Source organism: Sphingomonas sp. Leaf208 (genome assembly GCF_001421415.1).
GTDB lineage: Bacteria > Pseudomonadota > Alphaproteobacteria > Sphingomonadales > Sphingomonadaceae > Sphingomonas.
The window spans coordinates 40,360-65,583 of record NZ_LMKH01000035.1 but is presented as its reverse complement, the minus strand read 5'-3'; the positions used below and the strand labels follow the sequence as shown (position 1 = coordinate 65,583).

At 66.1% G+C, this 25,224-nt stretch carries 25 protein-coding genes; 13 read left to right on the top strand and 12 right to left on the bottom strand.

Annotation, left to right across the window (positions count from 1 at the left end; translation table 11 throughout):
* Positions 1–134: 134 nt before the first annotated feature.
* Entirely contained in the window at positions 135–1,433 is a 1,299-nt protein-coding gene (purB, locus tag ASE69_RS15355) for an adenylosuccinate lyase (protein WP_082453164.1), read from the top strand.
* Between the two features lie 430 nt (positions 1,434–1,863).
* On the opposite strand, the gene ASE69_RS15350 is transcribed toward purB, so the two are convergent.
* From ASE69_RS15350 to dnaK, 4 genes are all read right to left on the bottom strand, one after another.
* Entirely contained in the window at positions 1,864–2,316 is a 453-nt protein-coding gene (locus tag ASE69_RS15350; RefSeq protein ID WP_056488524.1) for a TM2 domain-containing protein, read from the bottom strand.
* Positions 2,317–2,388: 72 nt separating this feature from the next.
* Entirely contained in the window at positions 2,389–2,859 is a 471-nt protein-coding gene (locus ASE69_RS15345; RefSeq protein ID WP_156362358.1) for a hypothetical protein, read from the bottom strand.
* Positions 2,860–2,891: 32 nt separating this feature from the next.
* The gene (dnaJ, locus tag ASE69_RS15340; RefSeq protein WP_056055383.1) at positions 2,892–4,025 is read right to left on the bottom strand and encodes a molecular chaperone DnaJ; all 1,134 of its coding nucleotides are present in this window, start codon (positions 4,023–4,025) and stop codon (positions 2,892–2,894) included.
* Between the two features lie 121 nt (positions 4,026–4,146).
* Positions 4,147–6,054 (bottom strand): molecular chaperone DnaK, encoded by a 1,908-nt coding sequence (gene dnaK / locus ASE69_RS15335; protein WP_056055380.1) that lies wholly within the window; start codon positions 6,052–6,054, stop codon positions 4,147–4,149.
* 168 nt (positions 6,055–6,222) lie between these two features.
* On the opposite strand from dnaK, the gene ASE69_RS15330 reads away from it, so the two are divergent.
* Positions 6,223–6,660 carry a copper chaperone PCu(A)C gene (locus tag ASE69_RS15330; protein ID WP_056488518.1) on the top strand — a complete coding sequence of 146 codons (438 nt, stop codon included), beginning with the start codon at positions 6,223–6,225 and terminating at the stop codon, positions 6,658–6,660.
* On the top strand, positions 6,657–7,175 hold the full coding sequence (locus ASE69_RS15325; protein WP_056488515.1) for a hypothetical protein: 519 nt from the start codon (positions 6,657–6,659) through the stop codon (positions 7,173–7,175). Before ASE69_RS15330 ends, ASE69_RS15325 begins: the two co-directional genes overlap by 4 nt.
* Before the next feature lie 73 nt (positions 7,176–7,248).
* Here ASE69_RS15325 and ASE69_RS15320 read toward each other — a convergent pair whose 3' ends face one another.
* From ASE69_RS15320 to hrcA, 4 genes are all read right to left on the bottom strand, one after another.
* On the bottom strand, positions 7,249–7,488 hold the full coding sequence (locus tag ASE69_RS15320) for a hypothetical protein (RefSeq protein WP_056488513.1): 240 nt from the start codon (positions 7,486–7,488) through the stop codon (positions 7,249–7,251).
* Between the two features lie 107 nt (positions 7,489–7,595).
* Positions 7,596–8,819, bottom strand: a complete 1,224-nt coding sequence (locus tag ASE69_RS15315; RefSeq protein WP_056488512.1) for a threonine synthase — start codon at positions 8,817–8,819, stop codon at positions 7,596–7,598.
* A 178-nt stretch (positions 8,820–8,997) separates the two neighbouring features.
* Complete coding sequence (gene grpE, locus ASE69_RS15310) at positions 8,998–9,537, bottom strand: nucleotide exchange factor GrpE (RefSeq protein ID WP_056488509.1); 540 nt, start codon at positions 9,535–9,537, stop codon at positions 8,998–9,000.
* Between the two features lie 25 nt (positions 9,538–9,562).
* The gene (gene hrcA, locus ASE69_RS15305) at positions 9,563–10,606 is read right to left on the bottom strand and encodes a heat-inducible transcriptional repressor HrcA (protein ID WP_056055363.1); all 1,044 of its coding nucleotides are present in this window, start codon (positions 10,604–10,606) and stop codon (positions 9,563–9,565) included.
* 245 nt (positions 10,607–10,851) lie between these two features.
* Between hrcA and rph the strand changes: the two genes are divergently transcribed.
* Both rph and rdgB read left to right on the top strand, forming a co-directional pair.
* A complete protein-coding gene (rph, locus tag ASE69_RS15300) occupies positions 10,852–11,568 on the top strand; it encodes a ribonuclease PH (RefSeq protein ID WP_056055360.1) in 717 nt (238 codons plus the stop codon).
* On the top strand, positions 11,565–12,200 hold the full coding sequence (gene rdgB / locus ASE69_RS15295; protein WP_056488506.1) for an RdgB/HAM1 family non-canonical purine NTP pyrophosphatase: 636 nt from the start codon (positions 11,565–11,567) through the stop codon (positions 12,198–12,200). Before rph ends, rdgB begins: the two co-directional genes overlap by 4 nt.
* A gap of 136 nt (positions 12,201–12,336) precedes the next feature.
* Here the strand turns inward: rdgB and ASE69_RS15290 are convergent, their stop codons facing one another.
* Both ASE69_RS15290 and ASE69_RS15285 read right to left on the bottom strand, forming a co-directional pair.
* Positions 12,337–13,047 (bottom strand): EAL domain-containing protein, encoded by a 711-nt coding sequence (locus tag ASE69_RS15290; protein WP_056488503.1) that lies wholly within the window; start codon positions 13,045–13,047, stop codon positions 12,337–12,339.
* 154 nt (positions 13,048–13,201) lie between these two features.
* The gene (locus ASE69_RS15285; protein ID WP_056488500.1) at positions 13,202–13,759 is read right to left on the bottom strand and encodes a CAP domain-containing protein; all 558 of its coding nucleotides are present in this window, start codon (positions 13,757–13,759) and stop codon (positions 13,202–13,204) included.
* 43 nt (positions 13,760–13,802) lie between these two features.
* Here ASE69_RS15285 and hemW point away from each other — a divergent pair, with 43 nt between their 5' ends.
* Positions 13,803–14,975, top strand: coding sequence for a radical SAM family heme chaperone HemW (gene hemW, locus ASE69_RS15280; RefSeq protein ID WP_056489381.1), 1,173 nt, complete (start codon positions 13,803–13,805; stop codon positions 14,973–14,975).
* Between the two features lie 124 nt (positions 14,976–15,099).
* Here the strand turns inward: hemW and ASE69_RS15275 are convergent, their stop codons facing one another.
* A complete protein-coding gene (locus ASE69_RS15275; protein WP_056489379.1) occupies positions 15,100–16,302 on the bottom strand; it encodes a penicillin-binding protein activator in 1,203 nt (400 codons plus the stop codon).
* A gap of 10 nt (positions 16,303–16,312) precedes the next feature.
* Here ASE69_RS15275 and rsmI point away from each other — a divergent pair, with 10 nt between their 5' ends.
* From rsmI to ASE69_RS15255, 4 genes are all read left to right on the top strand, one after another.
* Positions 16,313–17,161, top strand: coding sequence for a 16S rRNA (cytidine(1402)-2'-O)-methyltransferase (gene rsmI, locus ASE69_RS15270; RefSeq protein WP_156362357.1), 849 nt, complete (start codon positions 16,313–16,315; stop codon positions 17,159–17,161).
* Positions 17,162–17,284: 123 nt separating this feature from the next.
* The gene (locus ASE69_RS15265) at positions 17,285–17,638 is read left to right on the top strand and encodes a YraN family protein (RefSeq protein ID WP_056488495.1); all 354 of its coding nucleotides are present in this window, start codon (positions 17,285–17,287) and stop codon (positions 17,636–17,638) included.
* 64 nt (positions 17,639–17,702) lie between these two features.
* Positions 17,703–18,656 (top strand): glutathione synthase, encoded by a 954-nt coding sequence (gene gshB / locus ASE69_RS15260; protein ID WP_056488491.1) that lies wholly within the window; start codon positions 17,703–17,705, stop codon positions 18,654–18,656.
* Between the two features lie 164 nt (positions 18,657–18,820).
* Complete coding sequence (locus ASE69_RS15255; protein ID WP_056488488.1) at positions 18,821–19,420, top strand: DedA family protein; 600 nt, start codon at positions 18,821–18,823, stop codon at positions 19,418–19,420.
* On the opposite strand, the gene ASE69_RS15250 is transcribed toward ASE69_RS15255, so the two are convergent.
* On the bottom strand, positions 19,417–20,292 hold the full coding sequence (locus ASE69_RS15250) for a tyrosine recombinase XerC (protein WP_200924190.1): 876 nt from the start codon (positions 20,290–20,292) through the stop codon (positions 19,417–19,419). The genes ASE69_RS15255 and ASE69_RS15250 overlap by 4 nt on opposite strands.
* Positions 20,293–20,399: 107 nt before the next feature.
* Between ASE69_RS15250 and ASE69_RS15245 the strand changes: the two genes are divergently transcribed.
* The 3 genes from ASE69_RS15245 to ASE69_RS15235 all read left to right on the top strand — a co-directional run bounded on the left by ASE69_RS15245 (position 20,400) and on the right by ASE69_RS15235 (position 25,219).
* Complete coding sequence (locus ASE69_RS15245; protein ID WP_056488484.1) at positions 20,400–21,857, top strand: diguanylate cyclase domain-containing protein; 1,458 nt, start codon at positions 20,400–20,402, stop codon at positions 21,855–21,857.
* A 66-nt stretch (positions 21,858–21,923) separates the two neighbouring features.
* Positions 21,924–24,095 carry a primosomal protein N' gene (locus ASE69_RS15240; protein ID WP_056488482.1) on the top strand — a complete coding sequence of 724 codons (2,172 nt, stop codon included), beginning with the start codon at positions 21,924–21,926 and terminating at the stop codon, positions 24,093–24,095.
* A 47-nt stretch (positions 24,096–24,142) separates the two neighbouring features.
* The gene (locus ASE69_RS15235) at positions 24,143–25,219 is read left to right on the top strand and encodes an acyltransferase family protein (protein WP_056488480.1); all 1,077 of its coding nucleotides are present in this window, start codon (positions 24,143–24,145) and stop codon (positions 25,217–25,219) included.
* Positions 25,220–25,224: the final 5 nt, after the last annotated feature.

Genomic DNA, 25,224 nt, shown 5'->3' with positions numbered 1-25,224 from the left:
CGCGACATCGCCGGATTTATACCTCGCGGTGGGTGTTTGAACCTTCCCCTGCGTCCTGCTACCGCGTTTCGCATGCAACCGTGGGCCTGATGGCACGCGACGCGCCCTACCCTTCACGCTCCCGAGGAAACCCGATGGTCCCCCGCTATTCCCGCCCCGACATGGTCGCGATCTGGACGCCCGAAGCGCGCTTCAAGATCTGGTTCGAGATCGAGGCGCACGCCACCGACGCGCTCGCCGAACTGGGCGTCGTCCCCAAGGAAGCCGCCGCCGCGATCTGGGAAAAGGGCGCGTTCGAGGTCGACCGGATCGACGAGATCGAGCGCGAGACCAAGCACGACGTCATCGCCTTCCTGACCAACGTCGCCGAGCACGTCGGCCCCGAAGCACGCTTCATGCACCAGGGCATGACCTCGTCGGACGTGCTCGACACGTGCCTGGCGGTGCAGCTGGCCAAGGCGAGCGACATCCTGATCGCCGATCTCGATGCGCTGCTGGTGGTGCTCGAACGCGGCGCGCGCGAACACAAGATGACGCCGACGATCGGCCGCAGCCACGGCATCCACGCCGAGCCGGTGACGTTCGGGCTAAAGCTCGCGCAGGCGCATGCCGAGTTCGCGCGCAACCGCGCGCGGCTGGTGGCGGCGCGCGAGGACGTCGCGACCTGCGCGATCTCGGGCGCGGTGGGGACGTTCGCGAACATCGATCCGTTCGTGGAAGAGTATGTCGCGGGCAAGCTGGGCCTGTCGGTCGAGCCGGTTTCGACGCAGGTGATCCCGCGCGATCGCCACGCGATGTTCTTTGCGACGCTGGGCGTGATTGCCAGCTCGATCGAGCGGCTCGCGACCGAAGTGCGTCACTTGCAGCGGACCGAAGTGCTCGAAGCGGAAGAGTTCTTCTCCCCCGGCCAGAAGGGTTCGTCGGCGATGCCGCACAAGCGCAATCCGGTGCTGACCGAGAACCTCACCGGCCTTGCGCGCATGGTCCGCGGCTACGTCACGCCGGCGATGGAGAACGTCGCGCTGTGGCATGAGCGCGACATCTCGCATTCGTCGGTCGAGCGGTACATCGGACCCGACGCGACGATCACGCTGGACTTCGCCCTCGCGCGGCTGACCGGGGTGATGGACAAGCTGGTCGTGTACCCCGAGCGGATGTTGAAGAACCTCAACAAGATGGGTGGCCTCGTCCATTCGCAGCGCGTGCTGCTGGCACTGACGCAGGCGGGGGTGAGCCGAGAGGACGCGTATCGCTTGGTCCAGCGCAACGCGATGAAGGTGTGGGATTCGGACGGCGCGCTGTCGCTGCTGGAGTTGCTGAAGGCGGACCCGGAAGTGACACTGTCGGATGCGGAGCTCGAGGACAAGTTCGACCTCGGCTATCATCTGAAGCACGTCGACACGATCTTCGCGCGGGTGTTCGGCGCAGCCTGAGGACTAGGGCGAAGGTTGCTCCCCTCCCTGAAAGGGAGGGGTTGGGGGTGGGTAGGCTGGTTCGAGCCATCCCGTCTGGCGCTTGCGGAAGCCGACCCACCCCCCGCCCCTCCCTTTCAGGGAGGGGAGACCGTTGCGGATCGGCGAATGTAACGTCGAAAACGACCCAAAGTGCACGCAACGCAATTGCGATTACGTGTTACAAAATTGCGACAACGCGCAACTAAGCCCATATCCCGCTTGCCGGATATTGTTCCGGCATCGGAGACCTATCCATGCGCATGTTCGAAACCGTGACCAGCACCATGCTAGCGATCGCGGCTCAAGCGCTGGTGGTCGGGGTGGTCATCACCGCCTTCTGATCCATCGGCCCGCCCGCCCCCTTCCGAGGGGGCACGGCTAGGCCGGCAGTTTCAAGACCCGCGCATAATCACCGCTTTCGCGGATAGCGCGCGGCGAATTCCTCGTCGGACATCATCAGGTAGCGGATCATGTCGATCAACGCCCAAGGTGCGCTGATGATCAACCCGATCACGGTGATGCTCAGCACCAGCATGATGATCCCGGAGCCGGTCCGTCCGAGATAGAAGCGGTGGATGCCGAGCGTGCCGATCACGAACGCCATGACCGCGGCGACGTATTTGTTGCGGTCGTTGGTTGGGAGAGCCTCGGGCGGCACGGCGCGACGGGGGCCCGGTGCGGTCGGCATCGGGAAGACGCTGAGCGCGCGGTCGTTGGCGGCTTCGAAATCCACTTCAATGCCGATCGCGGGCTCGCCGCGATGCGCCCAGTCCTCCGGCGCGAACCGGTAACGCTGTCCGTCCTGTCCTGCGACAATCCCTTCGCCCGTACGGGGATCGACGCCTAAAACCTGTCCGCGCATATCATTCCTCGGTGTTGGTTCGGCATTCTGGCGGATGATGCGAATCAGGCAAGCTCGAACTTACCCCCGGTGTCAGGCGGCAAGCGCGGTTTGACGCCAATGTCTGTTGTCGTCGTTGTCTGCATTCGTCGATCGCGTTTTCCGCGAGCGGATCGCACGCTTGTGCGCCTTTGCAGCCGGGCGGCGAGTGAAGACGCTGATCCAGCCCGTCATGAAAGTCCGAACGCGCAGGCTGGATGCTGCAGCAGCTACCGCCATGAGAATGTCGACATAGACCGAAACCTCGAACGTCGTGATCCAGATCGCGACATCGGGGGCGGCCAGAGTAAGCAGCCTGATACCGTCGCCTTCGCCGACGAGCGTGACCATTGCGGCCGTCAGCATCAGCAGGAACATGACGGCAGCATCGCCCCGCGTGAACCGTGCCAACCGGACTGCAGGCTTGTCGATCAGCACCCGACGCAAGGTTTCGCCGATTGGCGTCCGGGGGGCGGTGGCCATGAGCAGCCAACAGGCGAGCGCGGTGAAAAGACATGCCAGCATTGCGCCCCCCTTGGTTCAGTATGTAGCCGGGTTTATTCTCCGGCGAACACGCCCTTCAGCTTGGCGAAGAAGCCTTGGCTGGCCGGGCACTCATCGCCCGTTTCCGTCTCGCGAAACATCTCGAGCAGTTCCTTCTGGCGGTTGCTGAGACGCGTCGGGGTTTCGACGTCGATCTGGACGACGAGGTCGCCGTGGCCGCGGCCTTGCAACACCGGCATGCCGGCACCGCGCTGGCGGAGTTGCTTGCCTGACTGGATGCCGGCCGGGATCTTCACCTCGTGCGTGCGGCCGTCGAGACCGGGGATCGACAGCGACCCGCCGAGCGACGCGACCGTGAAGCTGATCGGCGCGCGCGCGAACAAAGTCGTGCCTTCGCGCTCGAACAGATTGTGCTTGGTGACGTGGAGGAAGATGTAGAGGTCGCCGGACGGCGCACCGCGGGCGCCCGCCTCGCCTTCACCCGACATGCGGATGCGCGTGCCTTCGTCGACGCCGGGAGGGACGTTGATCGACAGCGTCTTGGTCTTCTCGACGCGACCTTCGCCGCGGCAATCGGGGCATGGGTCGGCGATGACTTCACCGGCGCCGTTGCAGACCGGACAAGCGCGCTCGACCACGAAGAAGCCCTGCTGTGCACGGACTTTCCCATGACCACCGCAATGCTGGCAGGTTTTCGCGCGCGTGCCAGCCTTGGCGCCCGACCCATCGCAGGTGTCGCAGAGCGCGGAGACGTCGATCGTGATCTCGGTCGTCTTACCGTGGAACGCTTCCTCCAGGCTGACTTCCATGTCGTAGCGCAGGTCCGCGCCGCGCCGGGCCGCCGAGCGACCGCCGCCGCGCTGCGCGCCGCCCATGAATTCGCCGAAGACGCTTTCGAAGATATCGCTGAAGCCGCCGAAATCCTGTGCGCCGCCGCCGTGACCGCCACCGCCGCCGTTCTGGAACGCGGCGTGGCCGAAGCGATCGTATGCCGCGCGCTTCTGCGGGTCCTTGAGGCACTCGTACGCCTCGCTGACCGCCTTGAACTGCGCTTCGGAATCCTTGCAGCCGGCGTTCTTGTCCGGGTGATACTTCATCGCGAGCTTGCGGTAGGACGACTTGATCGTCCCCGCATCCGCGGTCCGCTCGCATTCGAGCAGTTCGTAATAATCTGTCTGGGTACTCATAGCGGCCCTCTTAGCCCTCTCCCCTCCGGGGAGAGGGTTGGGTGAGAGGCCATTCCACACGGCAGCGCGCGGAACTGCCCCTCACCCCGGCCCTCTCCCCTGAAGGGAGAGGGAGTTTCGGTTACGCCTTCGGGTTGTCGTCGACTTCCGAGAACTCGGCGTCGACGACGTCGTCGTCCTTCTTCGCCGCGTCGCCGTCGGCCGACGGCGATGCGTCCGCCTGGGCCTGCTTCTCGTAAATCGCCTGGCCGAGCTTCATCGCGACCTGGGCGAGCGCGGTGCTCTTCTCGGTCATCGCGTCCGCATCGCCGCTTTCGACCGCGGCCTTGGTCGCGTCGATCGCAGCCTGGATCTCGGTCTTCAGCGACTCGTCGACCTTGTCGCCATTGTCGGCAAGCTGACGCTCGGTGGTGTGGACCAGCGACTCGGCGTTGTTCTTCGCCTCGGCGCCGGCACGACGCTTCTTGTCCTCCTCGGCGAAGGTCTCGGCATCGCGGACCATCTGGTCGATGTCGTTGTCCGACAGGCCACCCGATGCCTGGATGCGGATCTGCTGCTCCTTGCCGGTGCCCTTGTCCTTGGCCGAGACGCTGACGAGACCATTCGCATCGATGTCGAACGTGACTTCGATCTGCGGCACGCCGCGCGGTGCGGGCGGGATGCCGACGAGATCGAAATTGCCGAGCATCTTGTTGTCGGCGGCCATCTCGCGCTCGCCCTGGAACACGCGGATCGTCACCGCGCCCTGGTTGTCGTCGGCGGTCGAATAGGTCTGCGACTTCTTGGTCGGGATCGTCGTGTTGCGATCGATCATCCGGGTGAACACGCCACCCAGCGTCTCGATGCCGAGCGACAGCGGCGTTACGTCGAGCAGCAGCACGTCCTTGACGTCGCCCTGCAGCACGCCGGCCTGGATCGCGGCGCCCATCGCGACGACCTCGTCCGGGTTGACGCCGGTGTGCGGCTCCTTGCCGAAGAACTGCTTCACGACTTCACGAACGCGCGGCATGCGCGTCATGCCGCCGACCAGCACGACTTCCGAGATATCCTCGGGCTTCAGGCCGCCATCTGCGAGCGCCTTGCGGCAAGGCTCGAGCGTGCGCTTGACCAGGTCCTCGACCATCCGCTCCAGGTCGGCGCGGGTGATCGACTTCACCAGATGCTTCGGGCCGTTCTGGTCCGCGGTGATGAAGGGCAGATTGACCTCGGTCGACTGCGCCGAGCTGAGCTCGATCTTCGCCTTCTCGGCCGCTTCCTTCAGACGCTGCAGAGCGAGCTTGTCCTTGGCGAGGTCGATGCCCTCGGCCTTCTTGAACTCGTCGGCGAGGTACTGGACGATCTTGTTGTCGAAATCCTCACCACCGAGGAAGGTGTCGCCGTTGGTGGCCTTCACCTCGAACACGCCATCGCCGATTTCCAGCACCGAGATGTCGAACGTGCCGCCGCCGAGATCGTAGACCGCGATCGTCTTGCCGTCCTGCTTGTCGAGGCCGTAAGCCAGCGCCGCCGCGGTCGGCTCGTTGATGATGCGCAGCACTTCGAGACCGGCGATCTGGCCGGCGTCCTTGGTCGCCTGGCGCTGAGCGTCGTTGAAGTAGGCCGGAACGGTAATGACCGCCTGCGTGACCGTCTCGCCGAGATACGACTCGGCGGTTTCCTTCATCTTCTGCAGCGTGAACGCCGAGATCTGCGACGGCGAGTAATCCTTGCCACCCGCCGAAACCCATGCGTCGCCGTTCGGCCCGCGCGAGATCTTGTACGGGACCAGCTCGGTGTCCTTCTTGGTGATCGGATCGTCGAAGCGACGGCCGATCAGGCGCTTCACCGCAAAGATGGTGTTGTCGCCGTTCGTCACTGCCTGGCGCTTGGCTGGCTGGCCGACCAGTCGCTCGCCATCCTTGGCGAACGCGACGATCGACGGCGTGGTGCGCGCGCCCTCGGAATTCTCGATAACCTTGGGCTTGCCGCCTTCCATGACGGAAACGCAGCTGTTGGTCGTGCCGAGATCGATACCGATTACTTTAGCCATGAGTTCTGATTAGCCCCTCACTTGAAACGAAAATACGAAACCGGTTCCACCCCGTTACGGCAGTGGAACCTTTCTGATGATGGGCGCGATATAGGTGGCCTCGCGCTTGCCGCAAGATTGTACCGGTCATAGGATGCGCAAGTGGTCAGGCCCGGAGAAAAGTAACCTATGCGTATCGTTTTCGGACTGGGTGTTGCCGCGATGGCACTGGCGTCGTGCGCGCCGCCCAAGGAACTGTCCGTCGACGGGGCCTGGGTGCGGCTCGGCGCGGTGACCGGACGGCCTGCGGCGGCGTATTTCACGGTGCATGGGGGCCCTACGCCGGCGACGCTGATCTCGGCCACGACCGACGTCGCGATCAGGTCTGAGATGCACGAGACGATGGACAAGGGCGGCATGTCGACGATGGCACCGCTCGCGAAGGTCGAGATTCCGGCGAATACGGACGTGGCGTTCGCGCCGGGCGGGCGGCACGTGATGCTGTTCGACATGAATTCGGGGATCAAGCCCGCCGATCGCGTGACGCTCACGTTCGCGTTTGCCGATGGGACGCGGATCATAAACAACGCGACCGTGGTCGCGGCGGGAACCCCGGTAGGGAAGTGACCGGAGCAGGCTCAAGGCGCGGGCTTACCGAGGGGGAGACGGCGCTCGCGGCATCGGTGTTCGGGGGCGCGATCGATTACGGGCAGGTAAGTCTGGCACGCAGAAAATGGGCGTTCTTCCAGCCGCGCGATACGGTGATGGCGCCCCGCGGCTGCATCCACTTCCACCCCAAGGGTGATCTGTGGTGCGACGACTTCGCGCACGCGAACCTGACATTGCAGGGGCTGTTCGTCCACGAGATGACGCACATCTGGCAGCACCAGCGCGGCGTGTTCCTGCCCTTGGCGCGGCATCCCTGGTGTCGGTACGATTATGCGTTCAGACCGGGCGTGGCGCTGCACCGCTACGGTATCGAGCAACAGGGCGAGATCGTGCGGCACGCCTTCCTGCTGCGTGCGGGCGCGAAGGTGGCGGGCGCGCCGCCGCTCGCGCAGTATGAGACGGTGCTGCCGTTCACGCCCGCTCGTTCCGCCAACTCCCCTCGTCATCCTGACGAAAGTCAGGATCCAGAGTAACTCAGCGCGACGGCTGTGGCTCTGGATCCTGACTTACGTCAGGATGACAGAGTCTTAGATGATGCGTCTGGCTTTACAGCCAGCTACGACCATCCGGCCCGGCACAGCCATAAGGCGGCAACTGGCCCGGGAACCGCGCCTGCATCTTGTGGCAACCCCAGGCACGCATGGGCCCCGGCGCATAACCGTTCAACGCGATGCCGACCTCGTCATAAGGGCTCGAACCCCGTGCGACGTACATGTACCAGCGACCGCCGAACATCACCGCCGCCGCGATGAGCAAGACGCAAACGACCTGGACGATTTTCTGCATTGGAGACCCTTTTTGTAAAGAAGGGCGCCCCGTTGCAGCCAACATGGATCAATTTCAACCACCGATCTGGTAGATCGAGACCCACCCGATCGGCAGAAATGCGCCGTCTACAGCGCGTCGAAATCGATAGGTCGTGTTCTATCAAGCGCTTGCGGCGCCTCGGGCATCGGATATTTCAACCCGGTCGCGCAGTTGAAAAGTACGACCTTGTCGTCCTCGTCGACCAGCCCAGTGTTCAACGCCTGATGATACGCCGCGAGCGTCGCACCGCCCTCCGGGCATAGCAGCAACCCGTCCTGCTTCGCCGCCGCATCGACCGCCTTCAGGATCGCCGGATCGCCGACCGCCAATGCCTTCCCGCCGCTCTCGCGAACCGCGCGGAGGATCAGGAAGTCGCCGACCGCCTTCGGCACGCGGATGCCTGCCGCGACGGTGCTCGCGTCCTCCCAACGCTCGGCATGCTCCTCGCCCGCCTCGAACGCGCGGACGATCGGCGCACAGCCGCTTGCCTGCACGGCGAACATCTTCGGGCGTTCCGAGCCGATCCAGCCGAGCTTTTCCAACTCGTCGAACGCCTTCCACATCCCGATCAGCCCGGTGCCGCCGCCGGTCGGGTAGAAGATCGCGTCCGGTAGTTTCCAGCCGAACTGAGCGGCGAGTTCGAGCCCCATCGTCTTCTTGCCCTCGATTCTGTAGGGCTCCTTCAACGTCGAGAAATCGAACCAGCGGCCTTCCGCGGCGCCCTTCCCCACGATCGCGCCGCAATCGTCGATCAGGCCGTTGACCCGCCAGACCCGCGCGCCCTGCATCGCGATCTCGCGGACGTTGATCTCGGGGGTGTCGTCGGGGCAGAACACGATCGTCTCGATCCCGCACCGCGTCGCATAGGCTGCCAAGGCCGCACCGGCATTGCCGTTGGTCGGCATCGCGATCTTCGTGACCCCCAGCTCCTTCGCCATGGCGACCGCCATGACGAGGCCGCGCGCCTTGAAGCTGCCGGTCGGAAGGCGGCCTTCGTCCTTCACGAGCACGTTAGGCCCGCCGGACTTGGTCAGCGGCACCAGCGGCGTCTCGATTTCGCCAAGGCTGACGATGTTGGACGTGTGCCGAACCGGCAGAAGTTCGCGCCACCGCCACAGGTCGGTCGGCCGCGCCTCGATCGTGTCGCGCGAAATCGCGGTTCGCACCGCGTCGAGATCGTAGCGCACCAGCAACGGCCGTCCGGCGCGCGACAGCCCGTGAAGCTGATCCGCCTCATACCGCTCGCCGGTAATCGAGCATTCGAGATGCGTGACGAAGGTCTGGCGATCGGTCGTGAGGTTCTGGTTCATGGACTGACTTTCAAATCCTCCCCTGCAAGGGGAGGGGGACCAGCGCAGCTGGTGGAGGGGGCGTGCTGCGTTCGTAACGCTCGACGTAAGCCCCCGGCCGCAGATGGTACGCGGGAGGTGAGCCCCCTCCACCACCACGCAAGCGCGTGGCGGTCCCCCTCCCCGTTCCGGGGCGGATTCAGCCCGCCTTGGCGACGCCGACCATGGCGGGACGCAGCAGGCGATCCTTGATCATGTAGCCCGCCTGCATCTCCTGGACGATCGTCCCGGCAGGCTGGTCGCTCGGCACTTCGAGCATCGCTTGGTGCTTGTTCGGATCGAGCATCTGGCCCTCGGCGGCGATCTTCGTAATGCCGTGGCGCTGGAACACGCTCTCCAGTTCGCGACCGGTCGCCTCGAGCCCCGTGACGAGCCCTTTCATCTTGTCATCAGCGCGGAGGTCGGCCGGGATTGCCGACAGGCCGCGCGAGAGGTTGTCCGCAACCGACAGCACGTCGCGTGCGAACGCGGTGGCGGCATAGGCACGAGCGTCCTGCGCTTCCTTCTCGGCGCGGCGGCGGACATTCTGGATCTCGGCCTGCGCGTAGAGGACGTTCTGCTTCGCTTCGGCGAGCTGGTTCTCGAGCTCGGCGACGCGGTCGTTCGACGCCACTTCGGGGGCGGCTTCAGCGGTCTCTTCGCGCAGGTCTGCAGGCGTGTTCTGGTCGATGTCGGACATGGTTTTCCCTATAAATTGGGCCGGCTCAACCCATCAACCGGGCGAGCGTTGCAGCCGTGAAATCCACCATGGGCACGACGCGCGCATAGTTCAACCGCGTCGGGCCAATCACGCCGACCACGCCGACCACTCGGCCGTCCAATCCTCGGAACGGTCGCGCGATCACCGAAGACCCTGACAATGCAAACAATTTGGTCTCCGCGCCGATGAAAATACGGGTCGAATCGCCAGCGCGCGCGCTGTCCAAAAGCGATGCGACTTCCTGCTTTCCCTCGAGATCGTCGAGCAGGTCGCGGACCCGGTCGAGATCGGCCGCGGCGGCGGCATCGATCAACCGCCCCTGCCCGCGCACGATCAGCACGGGGCGACGATCGGCATCCTCGCTCCACACCGCGATGCCGCGCTCGACCAACGTCCGCGCCGCGCCATCGAGCGCCGCTTGCCCGTCCGCCAGTTCGCGCTCGATCCGGGTCCGCGCATCCGCCAGCGTCAGGCCGCCGAGCGTCGCCGACATGTAATTTCCCGCCTCGACCAGCGCCGACGGCGACATGCCCTTCGGCAGCGCGATCACGCGGTTCTCGACCGAGCCGTCCTCGCTGACCAGCACCGCCAGCGCCTGCTCGGGCGACAATGCGACGAACGCGATCTGGCGGAGTTTCAACTCGCGCTTGGGGACCATCACCAGCCCCGCGCACGCCGACAGCCCTGACAGCGCGAGCGTGGTCGCAGCGAGCGCCTCCTCGACCGGGCCTCCGACGCCGGCACGCGCCTCGATCGTCTGGCGCTCCTCGAACGACGGCTCCATCGCCTGCATCATGCCGTCGACGAACAGGCGGAGACCACGGTCGGTCGGCATGCGGCCGGCGCTGGTATGCGGGCTGGCGAGCAGGCCGAGGCCTTCGAGTTCGCCCATGACGCCACGAATCGAGGCGGGCGAAAGGCTGAGACCGGTGAGTTGCGCGATCGTCTTCGACCCGACCGGCGTGCCGCTGGCGAGATAGCTGTCGACCACCGCACGAAAAATGTCGCGCGCGCGATCGGTCAGTTCGGTGACGGGGGGCGTGGCCATCGCTTTGATCTAGGGCGGATCGCGCGTCCTACAAAGGGGAATGCGCGCCGCCACCACCCGCTCTCCACGCCGTCATCCTGACGAAAGTCAGGATCCAGAGTAACCGAGCGCTGTCCTTCGTGGCTCTGGATCCTGACTTTCGTCAGGATGACGAGCTCTTTCATCAGGATGACGGGGAAGGCTGGCGAGCGACCAAACGAAAGGCTAGGCAGCGGGCAACCACTCACTCCCGTTAGGATAAGACTATGCGCCCATCCGGCCGCGCCCCAGACCAGATGCGTGCGATCACGATCGAGCCGCGCTTCACCAAGCATGCCGAGGGTTCCGTCCTGATCGGCTTCGGCGACACCAAGGTGCTCGTCACCGCCAGCGTCGAGGAGAAGGTGCCGCCGTTCATGCGCGGCAAGGGCGAAGGCTGGGTGACCGCCGAATACGGCATGCTCCCGCGCGCAACCAACACGCGCAACAACCGCGAGGCCGCCAAGGGCAAGCAGTCGGGCCGCACCCAGGAAATCCAGCGGCTGATCGGGCGTTCGCTCCGCGCAGTCGTCGACCTCAAGCTGCTCGGCGAGCGCCAGATCGTGATCGACTGCGACGTGATCCAGGCCGACGGCGGCACGCGCACCGCGTCGATCTCGGGCGGCTGGGTCGCGCTTCGACTCGCCATCGACGGCTTGCTGGCGAGCGGCAAGCTGACCGCCGACCCGCTGACGCAGAAGGTCGCGGCGATCAGCTGCGGGATCTACCAGGGCAATCCGGTGCTCGACCTCGACTATATCGAGGATTCGGGCGCGGATGCGGATGCGAACTTCGTGCTACTGGAGAACGGCAACATCGCCGAGGCACAGGCGACTGCCGAGGGCGCGACCTATGACGAGGAGGCGCTGCTCCGCCTGCTCCGCCTCGCGCGGATCGGCTGCACCGACATCTTCGCAGCGCAGGCGAAAGCCGTCGCCAAGTGAGCGGCGAGGGCAAGGAACCGCAGGCGATCCGCAAGCTCGAGCCGGGCAAGCTGGTCATCGCCAGCCACAACAAGGGCAAGGTGCGCGAGATCGCCGCGTTGCTCGAAGGACGGGGACTCGAAGTCGTTTCCGCCGCCGAGCTCGATCTGCCGGAACCCGTCGAGACGGGCACGACCTTCTTTGCGAACGCCGAGCTGAAGGCGCGATCGGCCGCCGACCTGTCGGGCTATCCCGCCCTCGCGGACGATAGCGGGCTGTGCGTCGATGCGCTCGGCGGCGATCCGGGCGTCTACACGGCGGATTGGGCTGAGACGCCGAACGGTCGCGACTGGGTGATGGCGATGCAGAAGGTCGAGGACGCGATCGTTGCCAAAGGCCCCGACGTGGGCTGCGGCGCCCATTTCGTCAGTGTGCTGGCACTGGCTTGGCCCGATGGTCATGTCGAATGGTTCGAGGGGCGTGCCGAGGGGACGCTCGTCTGGCCGCCGCGTGGGGATGTCGGGTTCGGGTTTGACCCCGTGTTCGTGCCGCTGGGCTACGACCAGACCTATGCCGAACTCCCGCACGAGACGAAGAACGCGATCAGTCATCGGAACGAGGCGTTCAAGTTGCTGGAAGCGGCAGTGTTCTAAGCAATCGGCGGGAGGGAACCTGCCGCCGACCGCCTTCCTTCGTCATCCTGACGAAAGTCAGGATCCAGAGCCATCAAGGACACCGCCCGTTACTCTGGATCCTGACTTTCGTCAGGATGACGGGAGCAGGTGCAGTTCAGACTGCGATCGCCTGCTTCACCGGCCACGTCACCGTAGGCAGCGCCTCGAACGCCGGTTTCGCCAGTAGATACCCCTGGATATACCGCACGCCGAGCCCCCGCAGCGCGTCGAACTCGCCAAGCGTTTCGACCCCCTCGGCAATCACCGTGATTCCCAGCGCGGTGCACATCCGCAGCATCCCCTCGACGATCATCCGCCGCGGCAGGCTCGTGTCGATATCGCGGATCAGCTCCATATCGAGCTTGATGATACCCGGCTGGAACCGCGCGAGCAGGTTCAACCCCGCATGCCCCGCCCCGAAATCGTCGAGCGCGGTGCCGAACCCCATCTTCTGATACGTCGCGATGATGTTCGCGACATGCGCGGGATCGAGCATCTCCTCGTTCTCGGTGAACTCGAAGATGAGTCGGTCGGTCGGCATGCCGACTGCCGCCGCAGTCTTGAGCGTGAGTTGTATGCACGCCGCCGGCGAATACACCGCGTTCGGGAGAAAATTGATCGACAGCCGCGCGGGCGTGTCTAGCAGCCCGGCCTTCACCGACGCCTCGATCGCGCGCACCCGGCATTGCTGGTCGAACGCGTAGAGATTCTTGGCATCAACCTGAGCCAGCACGCTCGCCGCCGACTGGCCTTCGGGACCACGCACGAGCGCTTCGTAGGCGAAGACGGTCTCGGTCTCGACATCGACGATCGGCTGGAACGCCATCGAGAAGGCGAAGGACAGGCCGGCGCCGTCTCGGCATCCGACGCAGCCAGTGGGCCGAGAGCCATCGGGTTTGGATACTGGTATCATTCAACCAGATTAAGCGACGACCGCTTAAGAAAGTGCCACCACTTTGGGTCTAACCATTTGCTCCAGATCAATAAGCGCGCTCGCCGAAGACGTTGCCGGGGGGCGAGTAGCGGCACACGAGATAGTCGTCGGTCTTGTTGCTCGCCATCGCGCAACCGACCTGCGTCGAGCCGCGCCAGACGATCTGCGTATAGTGCGCGACGTCCTCGAACTTGCCGGTTCGGCTGAACCCGGGGGTCGGCATGTTGATAAAATCGCGCTTCTCGGCGACCCAGTGCCCCATCATCTCGGTATACGCATACGCATAGCGCGTCCCGGTCCAGAGGTTCTCGCCTTCGCGCGACATGCCCTGGGGTTGCGGGGCGTGCGCGAATTTTCCGGTCCGCGCCAGGTCCTCGGCATAGGCGCGGGCGGTGGTCGCCAGCGTATCGCTCCAGGTGAGCGGCGCCACGCCGACGACGGCGCGTGCGGCATTGTGGCCGTCCATCATCGCGGTCTTGAGCAGGCTCGCACCGCGCGGTGCCGGCGCCATGGTATCGCGACGCTCGACGACACGCTCGGGGCCCTGTGCGCAGCCTGCCAGCAAAAGCGCCCCGGCGATCGCCAAACCCATCCGTGCCGTCATTGCGCTTCCTTCGGCCGCCCCGTGCGACCATATGCGCGAGATAATGCCCGTCTTCGAAACACCAAGCCCCCGGCCCGATTCCCCGGGCGACCTCGCGCTTTACGTCCACTGGCCGTTCTGCGTGTCGAAATGCCCGTATTGCGACTTCAACAGCCATGTTCGCGAGGAGGTGGACCAGGCGGCGTGGCGGGATGCGCTGCTGACCGACCTTGCGCATGAGGCGCGGGTATTGCCGGGGCGCAAGTTGCAGTCGATCTTCTTCGGGGGCGGCACGCCGTCGCTGATGCCGCCGTCGACGGTCGCGGCGGTGCTGGATGCGGCGGAGAAGGCCTGGGGATTCGCGGAGGGAATCGAGATTACGCTGGAGGCGAACCCATCTTCGGTCGAGGCGGCGCGGTTTGCCGATCTTGCACACGCCGGGGTGAACCGGGTGTCGCTGGGGCTGCAATCGCTCGACGATCAGGCGCTGAAGTTTCTAGGGCGTGCGCATGACGTGAACGAGGGGCAAGCCGCACTGGCGACCGCGCAGAGCGTGTTTCCCCGCGTCAGTTTCGACCTGATCTATGCGCTTCCCGGCCAACGGCTCGACGATTGGCGCGCAGAACTGGCGCGCGCGTTGAGCCTGGGGACGGAACATCTCTCGCTGTACCAGTTGACGATCGAAGCCGGCACACGGTTCGCGACCGAGGCTTTGGCGGGGCGGATCGTCATCCCCGACGGCGATTCGGCGGCCGACCTGTTCGAGGCGACGCGCGCCGATACCGCCGCTGCCGGGCTTCCAGCGTACGAGACGTCGAACCATGCACGGCGGGGGTCGGAGAGCCGCCACAACCTCGCTTACTGGCGGTACCAGGATTACGCCGGGATCGGGCCAGGCGCGCACGGGCGGCGCGGCGGGCTGGCGACGGTGCGGCGCAAGAAGCCGGAGAACTGGCTGGCCGCGATCGAGCGCAATGGCCACGGCATGGAGGTCGAGGATCCGCTGACGCCGTCGACGCGCGCGACCGAGGCGTTGCTGATGGGGTTGCGGTTGACGGAAGGCGTGGATCTGGACCGGATCACCGCACTGAACGCGGGCGTGGTGCCGGTGGATCTGGCGGCGGTGGGGCGGCTTGAGGAGTTGGGGCTGATCGTCCACTCGCCCGGCCGGTTGCGCGTCACCGAGGCAGGCGCGCTCCTACTCGACGCGATCCTGCCTGAGATCGTCACCGCGTAGGCTGATCTTCGATCATCCCCCTCCCTGGAAGGGAGGGGTTAGGGGTGGGGCGGCCAGTTGGCTATCGGTGCGCCCGCCCCATACCGACCCACCCCCTACCCCTCCCTTTCAGAGAGGGGGAAGCTTACTTTCCGAACCCGGCCGGTGCGGGCGAGACGACCGTCGTCGTGCCGCCGCGGATTTCCTTCACCTCGAGCGCGCGCTCGGCGACGCTGTCCTTGCCGAAGCGGAACGCGCCATCGATACCGGCAAACCCATCGCCGTCGCGCAGGCGATTGACTGGAAACGGCGTGCCGGGCTTCCAGTCGCGCGCGATGCGGACCGTCAGCAGCACCGAGTCGTAACCGAGGCTCGACAGGCGATACGGCCCTGCCCCGAAGCGTGCGCGGTATTTGGCCGCGTATTGGCGGTACAGCGTGTCCGAAACGCTCGCATACCAGGCGCCGTTGAGCGCTGCCTTGGCGGCGATCGCGGTGTCGGAGTTCCAGAGTTCGGTGCCGAGGATGCGCGTCGAAGCGCCGCTGCCGCGCTTGACCATCGCGGCCGCGGAGGCTGCGGTGGCGCCGCCATCGGCGATCAGTACCGCGTCATAGGGGGCCTTCGCCGCGAGTCGCGTGACGGCGCCGGAAATGCCGCCGGGGCCCCGCGCGTAGGTCTGGAGCGAGACGACCTGGCCGCCCGCGCCTTCGACTGCGCGAAGGAACGCGGTGGAGGCACGCTCGCCGTACAGTCCGTTGGGGACGAGCCCGGCGAAGTTGCTGACGCCGCGCGTCCGGGCGAAATCGACGACGCGCGCGATCGACTGGGTCGGGACATAGCCCATCAGGTAGGCGCCGTTGCCCGCCACGCCGAGATCGTTGGAGAAGCTGAGCACCGGGATGTTCGCGGCACGCGCGATCGGTGCCACTGCGCGGACGTCGTCGGCGAGCAACGGGCCGAGGATCAGCTGTGCGCCCTCGGCGATCGCGCGCTGCGCGGCGGCGGCGGCACCGGTCGCGGTGTCGTAGTTGGTGATCCGGACGCGCTGGTTCTGCGTATCGAGCAGTGCGAGCATCGTTGCGTTGGCGATCGAGGTGCCGACGCCAGCGTTGCTACCCGACAACGGCACGAGCAGCGCGACGCGATTGCGCTCGGCATCGCGAGGAATGCCGGTCTCGACGCCGATCTCGGGCCGATCGACGGGGCGCGTGGTCGGGCGCTGCTGCGACGGCTCGACAGGACCACGCGGGACGATCGTCTGGCACGCGCCGAGCAGGCACGCCGCGACAAGGGTCGCCCATCGCCCTGCAGTACGTGCGGATTGCCCTATCGTCGTCGCGTCTGCCATGACCGTCCCCATGAACCCTGAAACTCTTCTCGATCCCGGCCTCTACATCGTCGCGACCCCGATCGGCAATCTTGGCGATCTGTCGCCGCGCGCCGCCGACATCCTCCGCCGCGCCGACGCGATCGCGGTCGAGGACAGCCGCGTCACCGCCGGTCTGCTCCGCCACATCGGCACGAAGACACCGATGGTGCCGTATCACGATCACAGCGCGGAGGGCGTGCGCCCGGCGCTGATCGCGCGGATGGCGACGCAGGCGGTGGCTTTGGTGTCGGATGCTGGGACGCCGCTGATTTCGGACCCCGGGTTCAAGCTGGTCCGCGATGCGAGGGCGGCGGGGCATCTGGTGGTGACGATTCCAGGGCCGTGTGCGGCGGTGGCGGCGCTGACGCTGGCGGGGCTGCCGACCGACCGGTTCCTGTTCGTCGGGTTCCTACCGTCGAAGATGCACGCGCGGGCGGAGGCGATCGCGGAGGTGGCGACGATCCGCGCGACGCTGGTGATGTACGAGTCCGGCCCGCGCCTGGGGGCATGCCTCGCGGCGCTGGCGGAGGGCCTCGGCGACCGCGAGGCGGCGGTGACGCGCGAGATTAGCAAGAAGTTCGAGGAGGCGGTGACCGGCACGTTGTCGACCCTAGCGGCGCGTTACGCGGATGCGCCGCCAAGAGGGGAGATCGTGATCGTTGTCGCACCGCCGGGTGAAGCGCCGCCGGCGAGCGCGGAGGACGGTGATGCTGCGCTGGCCGAGGCGCTCACCCGCCTGTCGACCGGGCAAGCTGCGAGCGAGGTGGCGAAGAAGCTCGGGCTCGACCGGAAGGCGTTGTATGCGCGGGCGCTGGAATTGAAGGCGGAGAAAGGGTGACGCCCCTTCTTCCCCCATCCCTGAAAGGGAGGGGTCGGGGGTGGGTCGGCAGCTTGGGATCCGCATCGCCAGCCAATGGGCCTACCCACCCCCAACCCCTCCCTTTCAGGGATGGGAGCAGGAATGCGTGACCGCCGTTCCGCGGAGATCGCCGGCCGTCGTGGCGAGCGGCTGGCCGGATGGTGGCTGCGCTTGAAAGGGTGGTCCATCCTCGATCGCCGAGTGCGCACCCCGGCCGGCGAGGTCGACCTAGTCGCCCGAAAGGGAAACCTCGTCGCGTTCGTCGAAGTGAAAACCCGCGCGACCGCCGCCGAACTCGACTTCGCGATCGACGAACGCCGCCTCGCCCGCGTCGCCGCAGCGGCGGAATATTTGATGCCGCGCTATGCCGGACCCGGCGACGATATCCGCGTCGACGTCATCCTGCTGGCCCCCGGCACCCGCCCGCGCCATATCGAGAATGCCTGGATCGGGTGACGCCGCCCGGTGACTTCGCGCCCGCCCGCGCCTACATGCGCTCGACCGAACAGAAGGAAGACGCATGAGCCTCACCGTCGCCGTCCAGATGGACCCGCTCGACAGCATCAACATCGCTGGCGATTCAACCTTCGCGCTGATGCTGTCCGCGCAGGACCGTGGCCACACGCTCTTCCATTACTCGGCAGAAGACCTGAACTACCGCGACGGCCGGATCTGGGCGAAGGCGCATCCGGTCACCGTACAGCGCGTCGTCGGCGATCACTTCAGCGTCGGCGAGCCGGTGAACCTCGATCTCGGCGACGAGGCCGACGTGGTCCTGATGCGCCAGGATCCGCCGTTCGATCTTGGCTACATCACCGCGACGCATCTGCTCGAGCGGATCGCCGACAAGACGCTCGTCGTGAACGATCCGGCACAGGTACGGAATGCGCCCGAAAAGGTGTTCGTGCTCGACTATCCGCAGTTCATGCCGCCGACGCTCGTCACGCGCTCGCTCGACGAGGCGCGGAAGTTTCTCGCGGAGCACGGCGCGATCGTGATCAAGCCGCTCCACGGCAATGGCGGCAAGGCGATCTTCAAGGTCGAGTCGGACGGCGCGAACCTGTCGGCGCTGATGGAGGTCTTCAACATGACGTGGCGCGAGCCGCACATGGTGCAGGCGTTCCTCCCCGACGTCGCGAAGGGCGACAAGCGGATCGTGCTGATCGACGGCGAAGTCGCGGGCGCGATCAATCGGCTGCCGGGCGAAGGCGAGATCCGTTCGAACCTCGCGGTCGGCGGCTCGGCGGAGAAGTCGGTGCTGACCGACAAGGAGCGTGAGATCTGCGCGGTGCTCGGGCCGGAACTCAAGAAGCGCGGGCTGCTGTTCGTCGGGATCGACGTGATCGGGGGCACGTGGCTGACCGAGATCAACGTGACCTCGCCGACCGGAATCGTCGCGATCTCGAACTTCGATGGGACCGATGTCGCCGGCATGATCTGGGATGCGATCGAGGCGAAGGTCGCGGCGCGGTAGGCGGACAGGATACCACCCCGGCGAAGGCCGGGGCCCAATTGGCAAGGTCGCGGTAACGGAGCGCCGTCCTCCGTAATAACCGTCCCCCAATTGGGCCCCGGCCTTCGCCGGGGTGGTGTGATGTCGACGGAACACATCCGGCATCCCGGCAGTATGTGATACCCATGACCGAATTCATCCTCGATCTCATCGCCTGGGGCGGATATTTCGGTATCTTCCTGCTGATGGCGCTCGAGAATATCGTGCCGCCGGTACCGTCCGAAGTCATCATGGGGCTCGGCGGCATGGCGGTCGCGCGCGGCGACATGAGCGTCGTGCCGCTGATCGCCTGGGGTACCGCGGGCTCGGTCGTCGGCAATTACTTCTGGTATTATATCGGCCGCAACATCGGCTACGAACGCTTCCGCCCGTTCATCGCGCGCAACGGCCGCTGGCTGACGATGGAATGGTCCGACGTCGAGAAGATCCACCGTTTCTTCATGAAGCGCGGCGGCTGGGTGATCTTCGTGTTCCGGTTCATGCCGACTTTCCGCACCGTCATCTCGCTGCCCGCGGGGATGACGCGGATGCCGATCTGGCAATTCGTGATCTGGACCGCGGCGGGCAGCGCGATCTGGAACACCGTGCTGACTTATGCCGGCATCCTGCTCGGCTCGCATTTTGAGGAACTCGACCGTTATGTCGGCCCGGTCGCGGTGGCGACGTTCGTGGTCATCATCATCGGCTATGGCTGGCGCGTGCTGACCTGGAAGCCGAAGGGCTAGACGCCGCCATGCGGGTGGGCGTTGCGATAGACGTCCATCAGGTGCGCCGCATCGACCTGCGTATAGACCTGCGTCGAACTCAGGCTCGCATGGCCGAGCAATTCCTGTAGCGCGCGCAAATCCGCCCCCCGCCCCAACAGATGCGTCGCAAAACTGTGACGCAGCGCATGCGGCGTCGTCCGATCGCCCAGCCCCAACCGTCCACGCGCCGACTGCACCGCCCGGCGGATCATCACCGGGGACAACGCCCCGCCCTTGGCACCACGGAACAGCGGTTCGCCGCGCGCGACAGGCCAAGGCGTCTGCGCGACATACGTCTCGATCGCCGCACGCACCTGCGGTAACAGCGGCACGACGCGCGTCTTGGCGCGCTTGCCCGTCACCCGGATCGTCTCGCCAAGCGGCAGGATATCGCCCCGCAACGTCAACGCCTCGCCGATCCGCAGGCCTGCGCCGTACAGCAGCATCAACACTGCCCAGTCGCGCGCGCCGATCCACGGCTCCGCCGCGTCGTCGGCCACCTCCTCCGCCAGTGCGACCACCTCGGCCGGCGAGATCGGCCGCGGCACGCCCGCTTTCACGCGCGGCCCCCGCATCCGCGGCTGCTCCGCGCCTTCGTTCGCCCAGGCGAGAAACCCGCGCACCGCGGACAATTCCCGCGCCGCCGACGCGTTACCCAACCCGGCTTCTCGGCGTTGCGCCAGATACGCTCGCAGGTCTGTCGCGGTCACGCGTGCGAGCGCCCCGCGCGTGATCCGCTCTCCCCAATGGCCGACAAGGAACGCCGTCAGCCGTTCGGCCGACGCCCGATAAGCCCGGATCGTGTGGACCGATCGCCGGCGATCGCGCTCGAGGTGCTCCGCCCAGAGCATCGACGGCGGCAGAATTTCGAGCGTCTGGTCTTTATCGGTGGGCATGTGTGGACAGTAACGCCCCGAACAGGCAAAGAAAATTAACCCAGCCGCTATATTCGAGTTTCATGTCGCCTGTCGATCTCATCACAGACAACTTTTCAGACGAAGCACGGCGCGTGGCTGCGCTTCAGGCCTTGGCGTTGCTCGACAGCGAACCCGAGCGCGAATTCGATGCATTGGTCGCGTTGGCCGCAGAAATGCTGGGTTGCCCTAACGCTTTGCTAACACTCGTCGACAGCAACCGGCTCTGGATCAAGGCTGCGAGCGACGGCGAACGCGGTGAGATGTCGCGCGAAATCGGCATGTGCAATTACACGATCCTCGGCAAAGGGCCGATGGTCATCGAAGACGTGTCGAGCGATTTACGATTCGTGGCCAATCCCTGGACGCAACCGCCTGACGGTATTCGCTTTTACGCTGGCGCACCGGTCAATGCGCGCGACGCGAGCGGTGAATATTATGCGATCGGCTCGATCTGCGTCGTCGATACTGTACCGCGCTCGCTGAACGACGCCGGGCGCAAGGCGCTGACCCATCTCGCGACCCTGGCCGAGGCGATGATCGCCGCGCGGTCCGCTGCACGCGAGGCCATCGCGATTGCGACGACTGCGGATCGCCAGGCGGCTGCGCTGGCCCGCCAGGACCGCGTCTTCCGGCAGGCGGAACGGATGGCGGCGATCGGATCGTGGCGCGTGTCGCTGGCCGACGACAAGCTGCAATGGTCGGACGGCGTCTATCACATTCACGGCCTGCCGATCGGCGACCTGCCCGAGATGCCGGTGGCGATGGAATTCTATCCGCCGCATGCCCGCGACGAGATGAACGCTTCGCTTCGGCGGACGATCGAAACCGGTGCGCCGTTCGATATCGAAGTCGATTTCAAGAACGCGCAGGGTGAACAGCGCCGTGTCCGCGTGCTCGGCGAGTGCGAGACCGTCGACGGCCAGACCATAGCGTTGGTCGGCGTCTTCCAGGACGTAACGGAACGCCACGCGCTCGAGGTCAATTTGCGGCGCTCGGCAAATACCGATTCGCTGACTGGCATCGCCAATCGGGCGGCGTTCGATCGTACGCTCGATGCAGCCATGACGCGGTCGCATGCCGACGGCACGCCGTTGTTGCTCGCGCTGGTCGATCTCGACGGCTTCAAGGCGATAAACGACACGCTGGGCCATACCGCAGGCGACGACGTGTTGCGCGGCGTCGGCCGGATCTTGAAGGCCCCCTGGCTCAAGAACAGCTTCGCCGCCCGCGTCGGTGGCGACGAGTTCGCGATCCTGATCGAGGATCCCGGCATGGCCGCGAACCCCGGCTATATCTCTGCACGGCTGGAGGAAGCGTTGCGCTTTCCGATCGCACTGAATGGCCTCGCGATGGTCAGCGCTGGCACGGTCGGTATCACCGCACTCGACCGCGACTGCCTTTCGGTGCGCGATTTCATCCACCGCGCCGATACGATCCTGTACCAGGCGAAGCGCGCGCGTGTCGGCGAACGACGCCGCCCGAACCGCGACGCCGCGTAAGGCGGCATCGACCAACCCGACGTAAGCGGTTCACGCGGAGTCGATCTGTCCCCATATACGAACACGATGTCGTCCCGTGCCCGTGTCCTGATCCTCAACGCCGCCCTCGGGCCGCTCGACTACCGCGTGCCCGCCGGCATGAGTGTCGAGCCGGGTTCGGTCGTAGTCGCGCCATTGGGGCCGCGCCAGTTGCTTGGCGTGGTGTGGGAAGCCGAGCGTATGCCGTCCGATGCGGAGGTCGGCGACAACCGGTTGCGCAACTTGCTCGCGGTCGCCGACGTACCGCCGCTGGGAGCGCCGCTACGGCGGCTGGTCGAGTGGACGGCGGACTATTACCTCGCGCCGGCGGCGTCGGTGTTGCGGATGACGCTGGCGTCCACCTCGGCGCTGGAGGGGGCACGAACCGTTGTAGAATACCGTTCTACCGGGGTCGTGCCACCGCGGCTCACCCCCCAGCGCGAGCAGGCGATGGAGCGGATCGCTGACCGCCAAGGCCTTATCCGCGAACTGGCAACGCTGGCGGAGGTCAGCGACGCGGTGATCCGCGGGCTGGTGAAGGTCGGCGCGATCGAGGCGGTCGAGGTCAGCATCGACGTCCCCTACCCCGTGCCCGATCCGCAGCATCATGAGCCGACTTTGTCAGAGGACCAGCGGGCAGCAGCCGATGTCCTGGTCGCTGGCGTCGCAGAGCACGCGTTCCACCCGACGTTGCTCGACGGCGTTACGGGCTCGGGGAAAACCGAGGTGTATTTCGAGGCGGTCGCGCAGGCAATCCGCGATGGGCGCCAGACGCTCGTCCTGCTCCCCGAGATCGCGCTGACCGAGCCGTTCCTGAAGCGCTTTCACGACCGTTTCGGCTGCGAGCCGATCGCGTGGCATTCGGGATTGCGCTCGACCCAGCGCCGCCGAGCATGGCGCGCGATCGCCAGCGGCGAGGCGCTGGTGACGGTTGGCGCGCGGTCTGCACTGTTCCTCCCCTACCGCGACCTCGGGCTGATCGTCGTCGACGAGGCGCACGAGACCAGCTTCAAGCAGGAAGAGGGCGTGCATTATCACGCGCGCGACGTCGCCGTGATGCGCGGCAAGTTCGAGGGGTGCCCGGTCATCCTCGCCTCCGCCACGCCGGCGATCGAGACGCGGCAACAAGTCGCGACGGGGCGCTACGCCGAACTGAAGCTGCCCGGCCGGTTCGGCGCGGCGGAGATGCCGACGATCGAGCCGATTGACCTGATCAAGGACCCGCCGGAACGCGGCCGCTGGCTGGCCCCGCGTCTCGTCAAGGCGATGCAAGAGACGCTGGAACGGCGCGAGCAATCGCTGCTGTTTCTCAACCGGCGAGGCTACGCGCCGCTGACGCTGTGCCGGACGTGCGGGCATCGGTTCCAATGTCCGAACTGCACCGCCTGGATGGTCGAACACCGCCTCACACGCCGCCTCGCCTGCCACCATTGCGGGCATGCCGAGCCGACACCGCGCGTATGTCCCGAGTGCAAGGGCGAGGATACGCTGGTCGCCTGCGGGCCCGGCGTCGAACGAATCGCCGACGAGGTAACGGCGTTGTTCCCCGAGGCGAAGACGGCCGTCGTCACGTCCGACACGATCTGGTCGCCGGCCAAGGCGGCCGAGTTCGTCGGGCGGATGGAGGCGGGGGATATCGACATCGTCGTCGGCACGCAGCTCGTGACGAAGGGGTATCACTTTCCGAACCTCACCCTGGTCGGCGTGGTCGATGCGGATCTAGGCCTCGACGGCGGCGATCTGCGGGCTGCGGAGCGCACGTTCCAGCAGATCCGGCAGGTCTCGGGGCGTGCCGGGCGTGGCGAGAAGCCGGGTCACGTGTTCATCCAGACGCATAGCCCCGGCGCACAGGTGATGCAGGCGCTCATCACCGGCGATGCCGACGCGTTCTACGCCGCGGAGACGGACGCGCGGAAGGACGCGGGCGCGCCGCCGTTCGGGCGGTACGCGGCGATCGTGGTGTCGTCGGAGGACCAGTCCTGCGCGCACGAGACGGCCAAGCTCGTCGGCCGCAGTGCGCCCGAAGTCGACGGCATGCACGTCTACGGCCCCGCCCCCGCCCCGCTGGCGATGCTGCGCGGCCGGCATCGCTACCGACTGCTCGTCCACGCGCGGCGCGCGCTGGACGTGCAGGACGTCATACGGGACTGGCTGGGGAAGCTGGAATGGCCATCCAAGGCGCGGGTGACGGTGGACGTCGACCCGTATAATTTCCTCTGATCGTCCGGGCAACGCGGCCTTAACGCTAGGCCCGGTATGCCTGCCGGATGACGCCGTCCCGCATCGCTCCCATCCAGTGGCTTCGCGCACTCGCAGCCACGCTCGTGTTGCTGATGCACGCGTCCGACATGATCGATTCCGGGCCGGTCGCACTGACCGGGAAGTTCGTACCGTCGGTCCCCAACCTGTCGATGTTCGGTGCGAGCGGGGTCGATCTGTTCTTCGTCATCAGCGGATTCGTCATGGCGCAATCGCTGGCGACCGCGGACGCTGATTCGTGGCGGTTCCTGGCAAAGCGATGGCTGCGGATCGTGCCGCTGTTCGCGAGCGTCAGCGCAGTCTACATGCTAATCATGCACGACCCGTTGACGGTTGCGGCGGCGTGGATGTCGATCACCGTGCTGCCCGTTCTCGACGGAGCGGGCTACCATGTTCCCGCGCTGTATCCGGGCTGGACGCTCGGGTTCGAATTCGCGTTCTATGTCATCGTGGCGGTTGCCATGCGGGCGCCGCAGCGCCGTGTCGAAACGCTGCTGGCCCTCACGGTGGCGTTGGCGCTGATCGGCAGCGTCGTTCATCCCGGCTGGGCGCCTTTGAGGCTGCTACTGAACCCGCTCCTGCTCGAATTTGCGCTCGGCGTAGGTGTGTGGATGGCTTGGCGCAGCGGGATCAGCGCACGCTATGCGACGCCTGCGCTCGTCATCGGGACCGTGCTGCTGGTGGTCGGGATCGCCTTCGGACTAGGCGTGCCGCTACCGCTTCAGATCGAAGTTGCCGTTGCCGGCACCTCGGGCTTCGCGCGGACCTGGACGTGGGGCATTCCCTGGGCACTAGTGGTAGTCGGGGTGATCGACACATCGGCGGAGGGACGGTTCGAACGGATCGTCGCACGCGTGGGCGATGCGTCCTATTCGACGTACCTGACCCATCCCTGCCTAATCGCGCTGCTCTGGATGGTCGGAGGCTACGCCCCAACCATGTCGCCCTATCCGTTCGCGCTGGCGTTCATCGTCGCGTCGACGATGCTGGGACTGGCGGTGCATCGGTGGATCGAGCGGCCGCTGCTGGCACGGTTGCAGCGTCGGCCATCGGTATCGATCAGGCGAGCACCGGCGCTCGCCTGACAGGC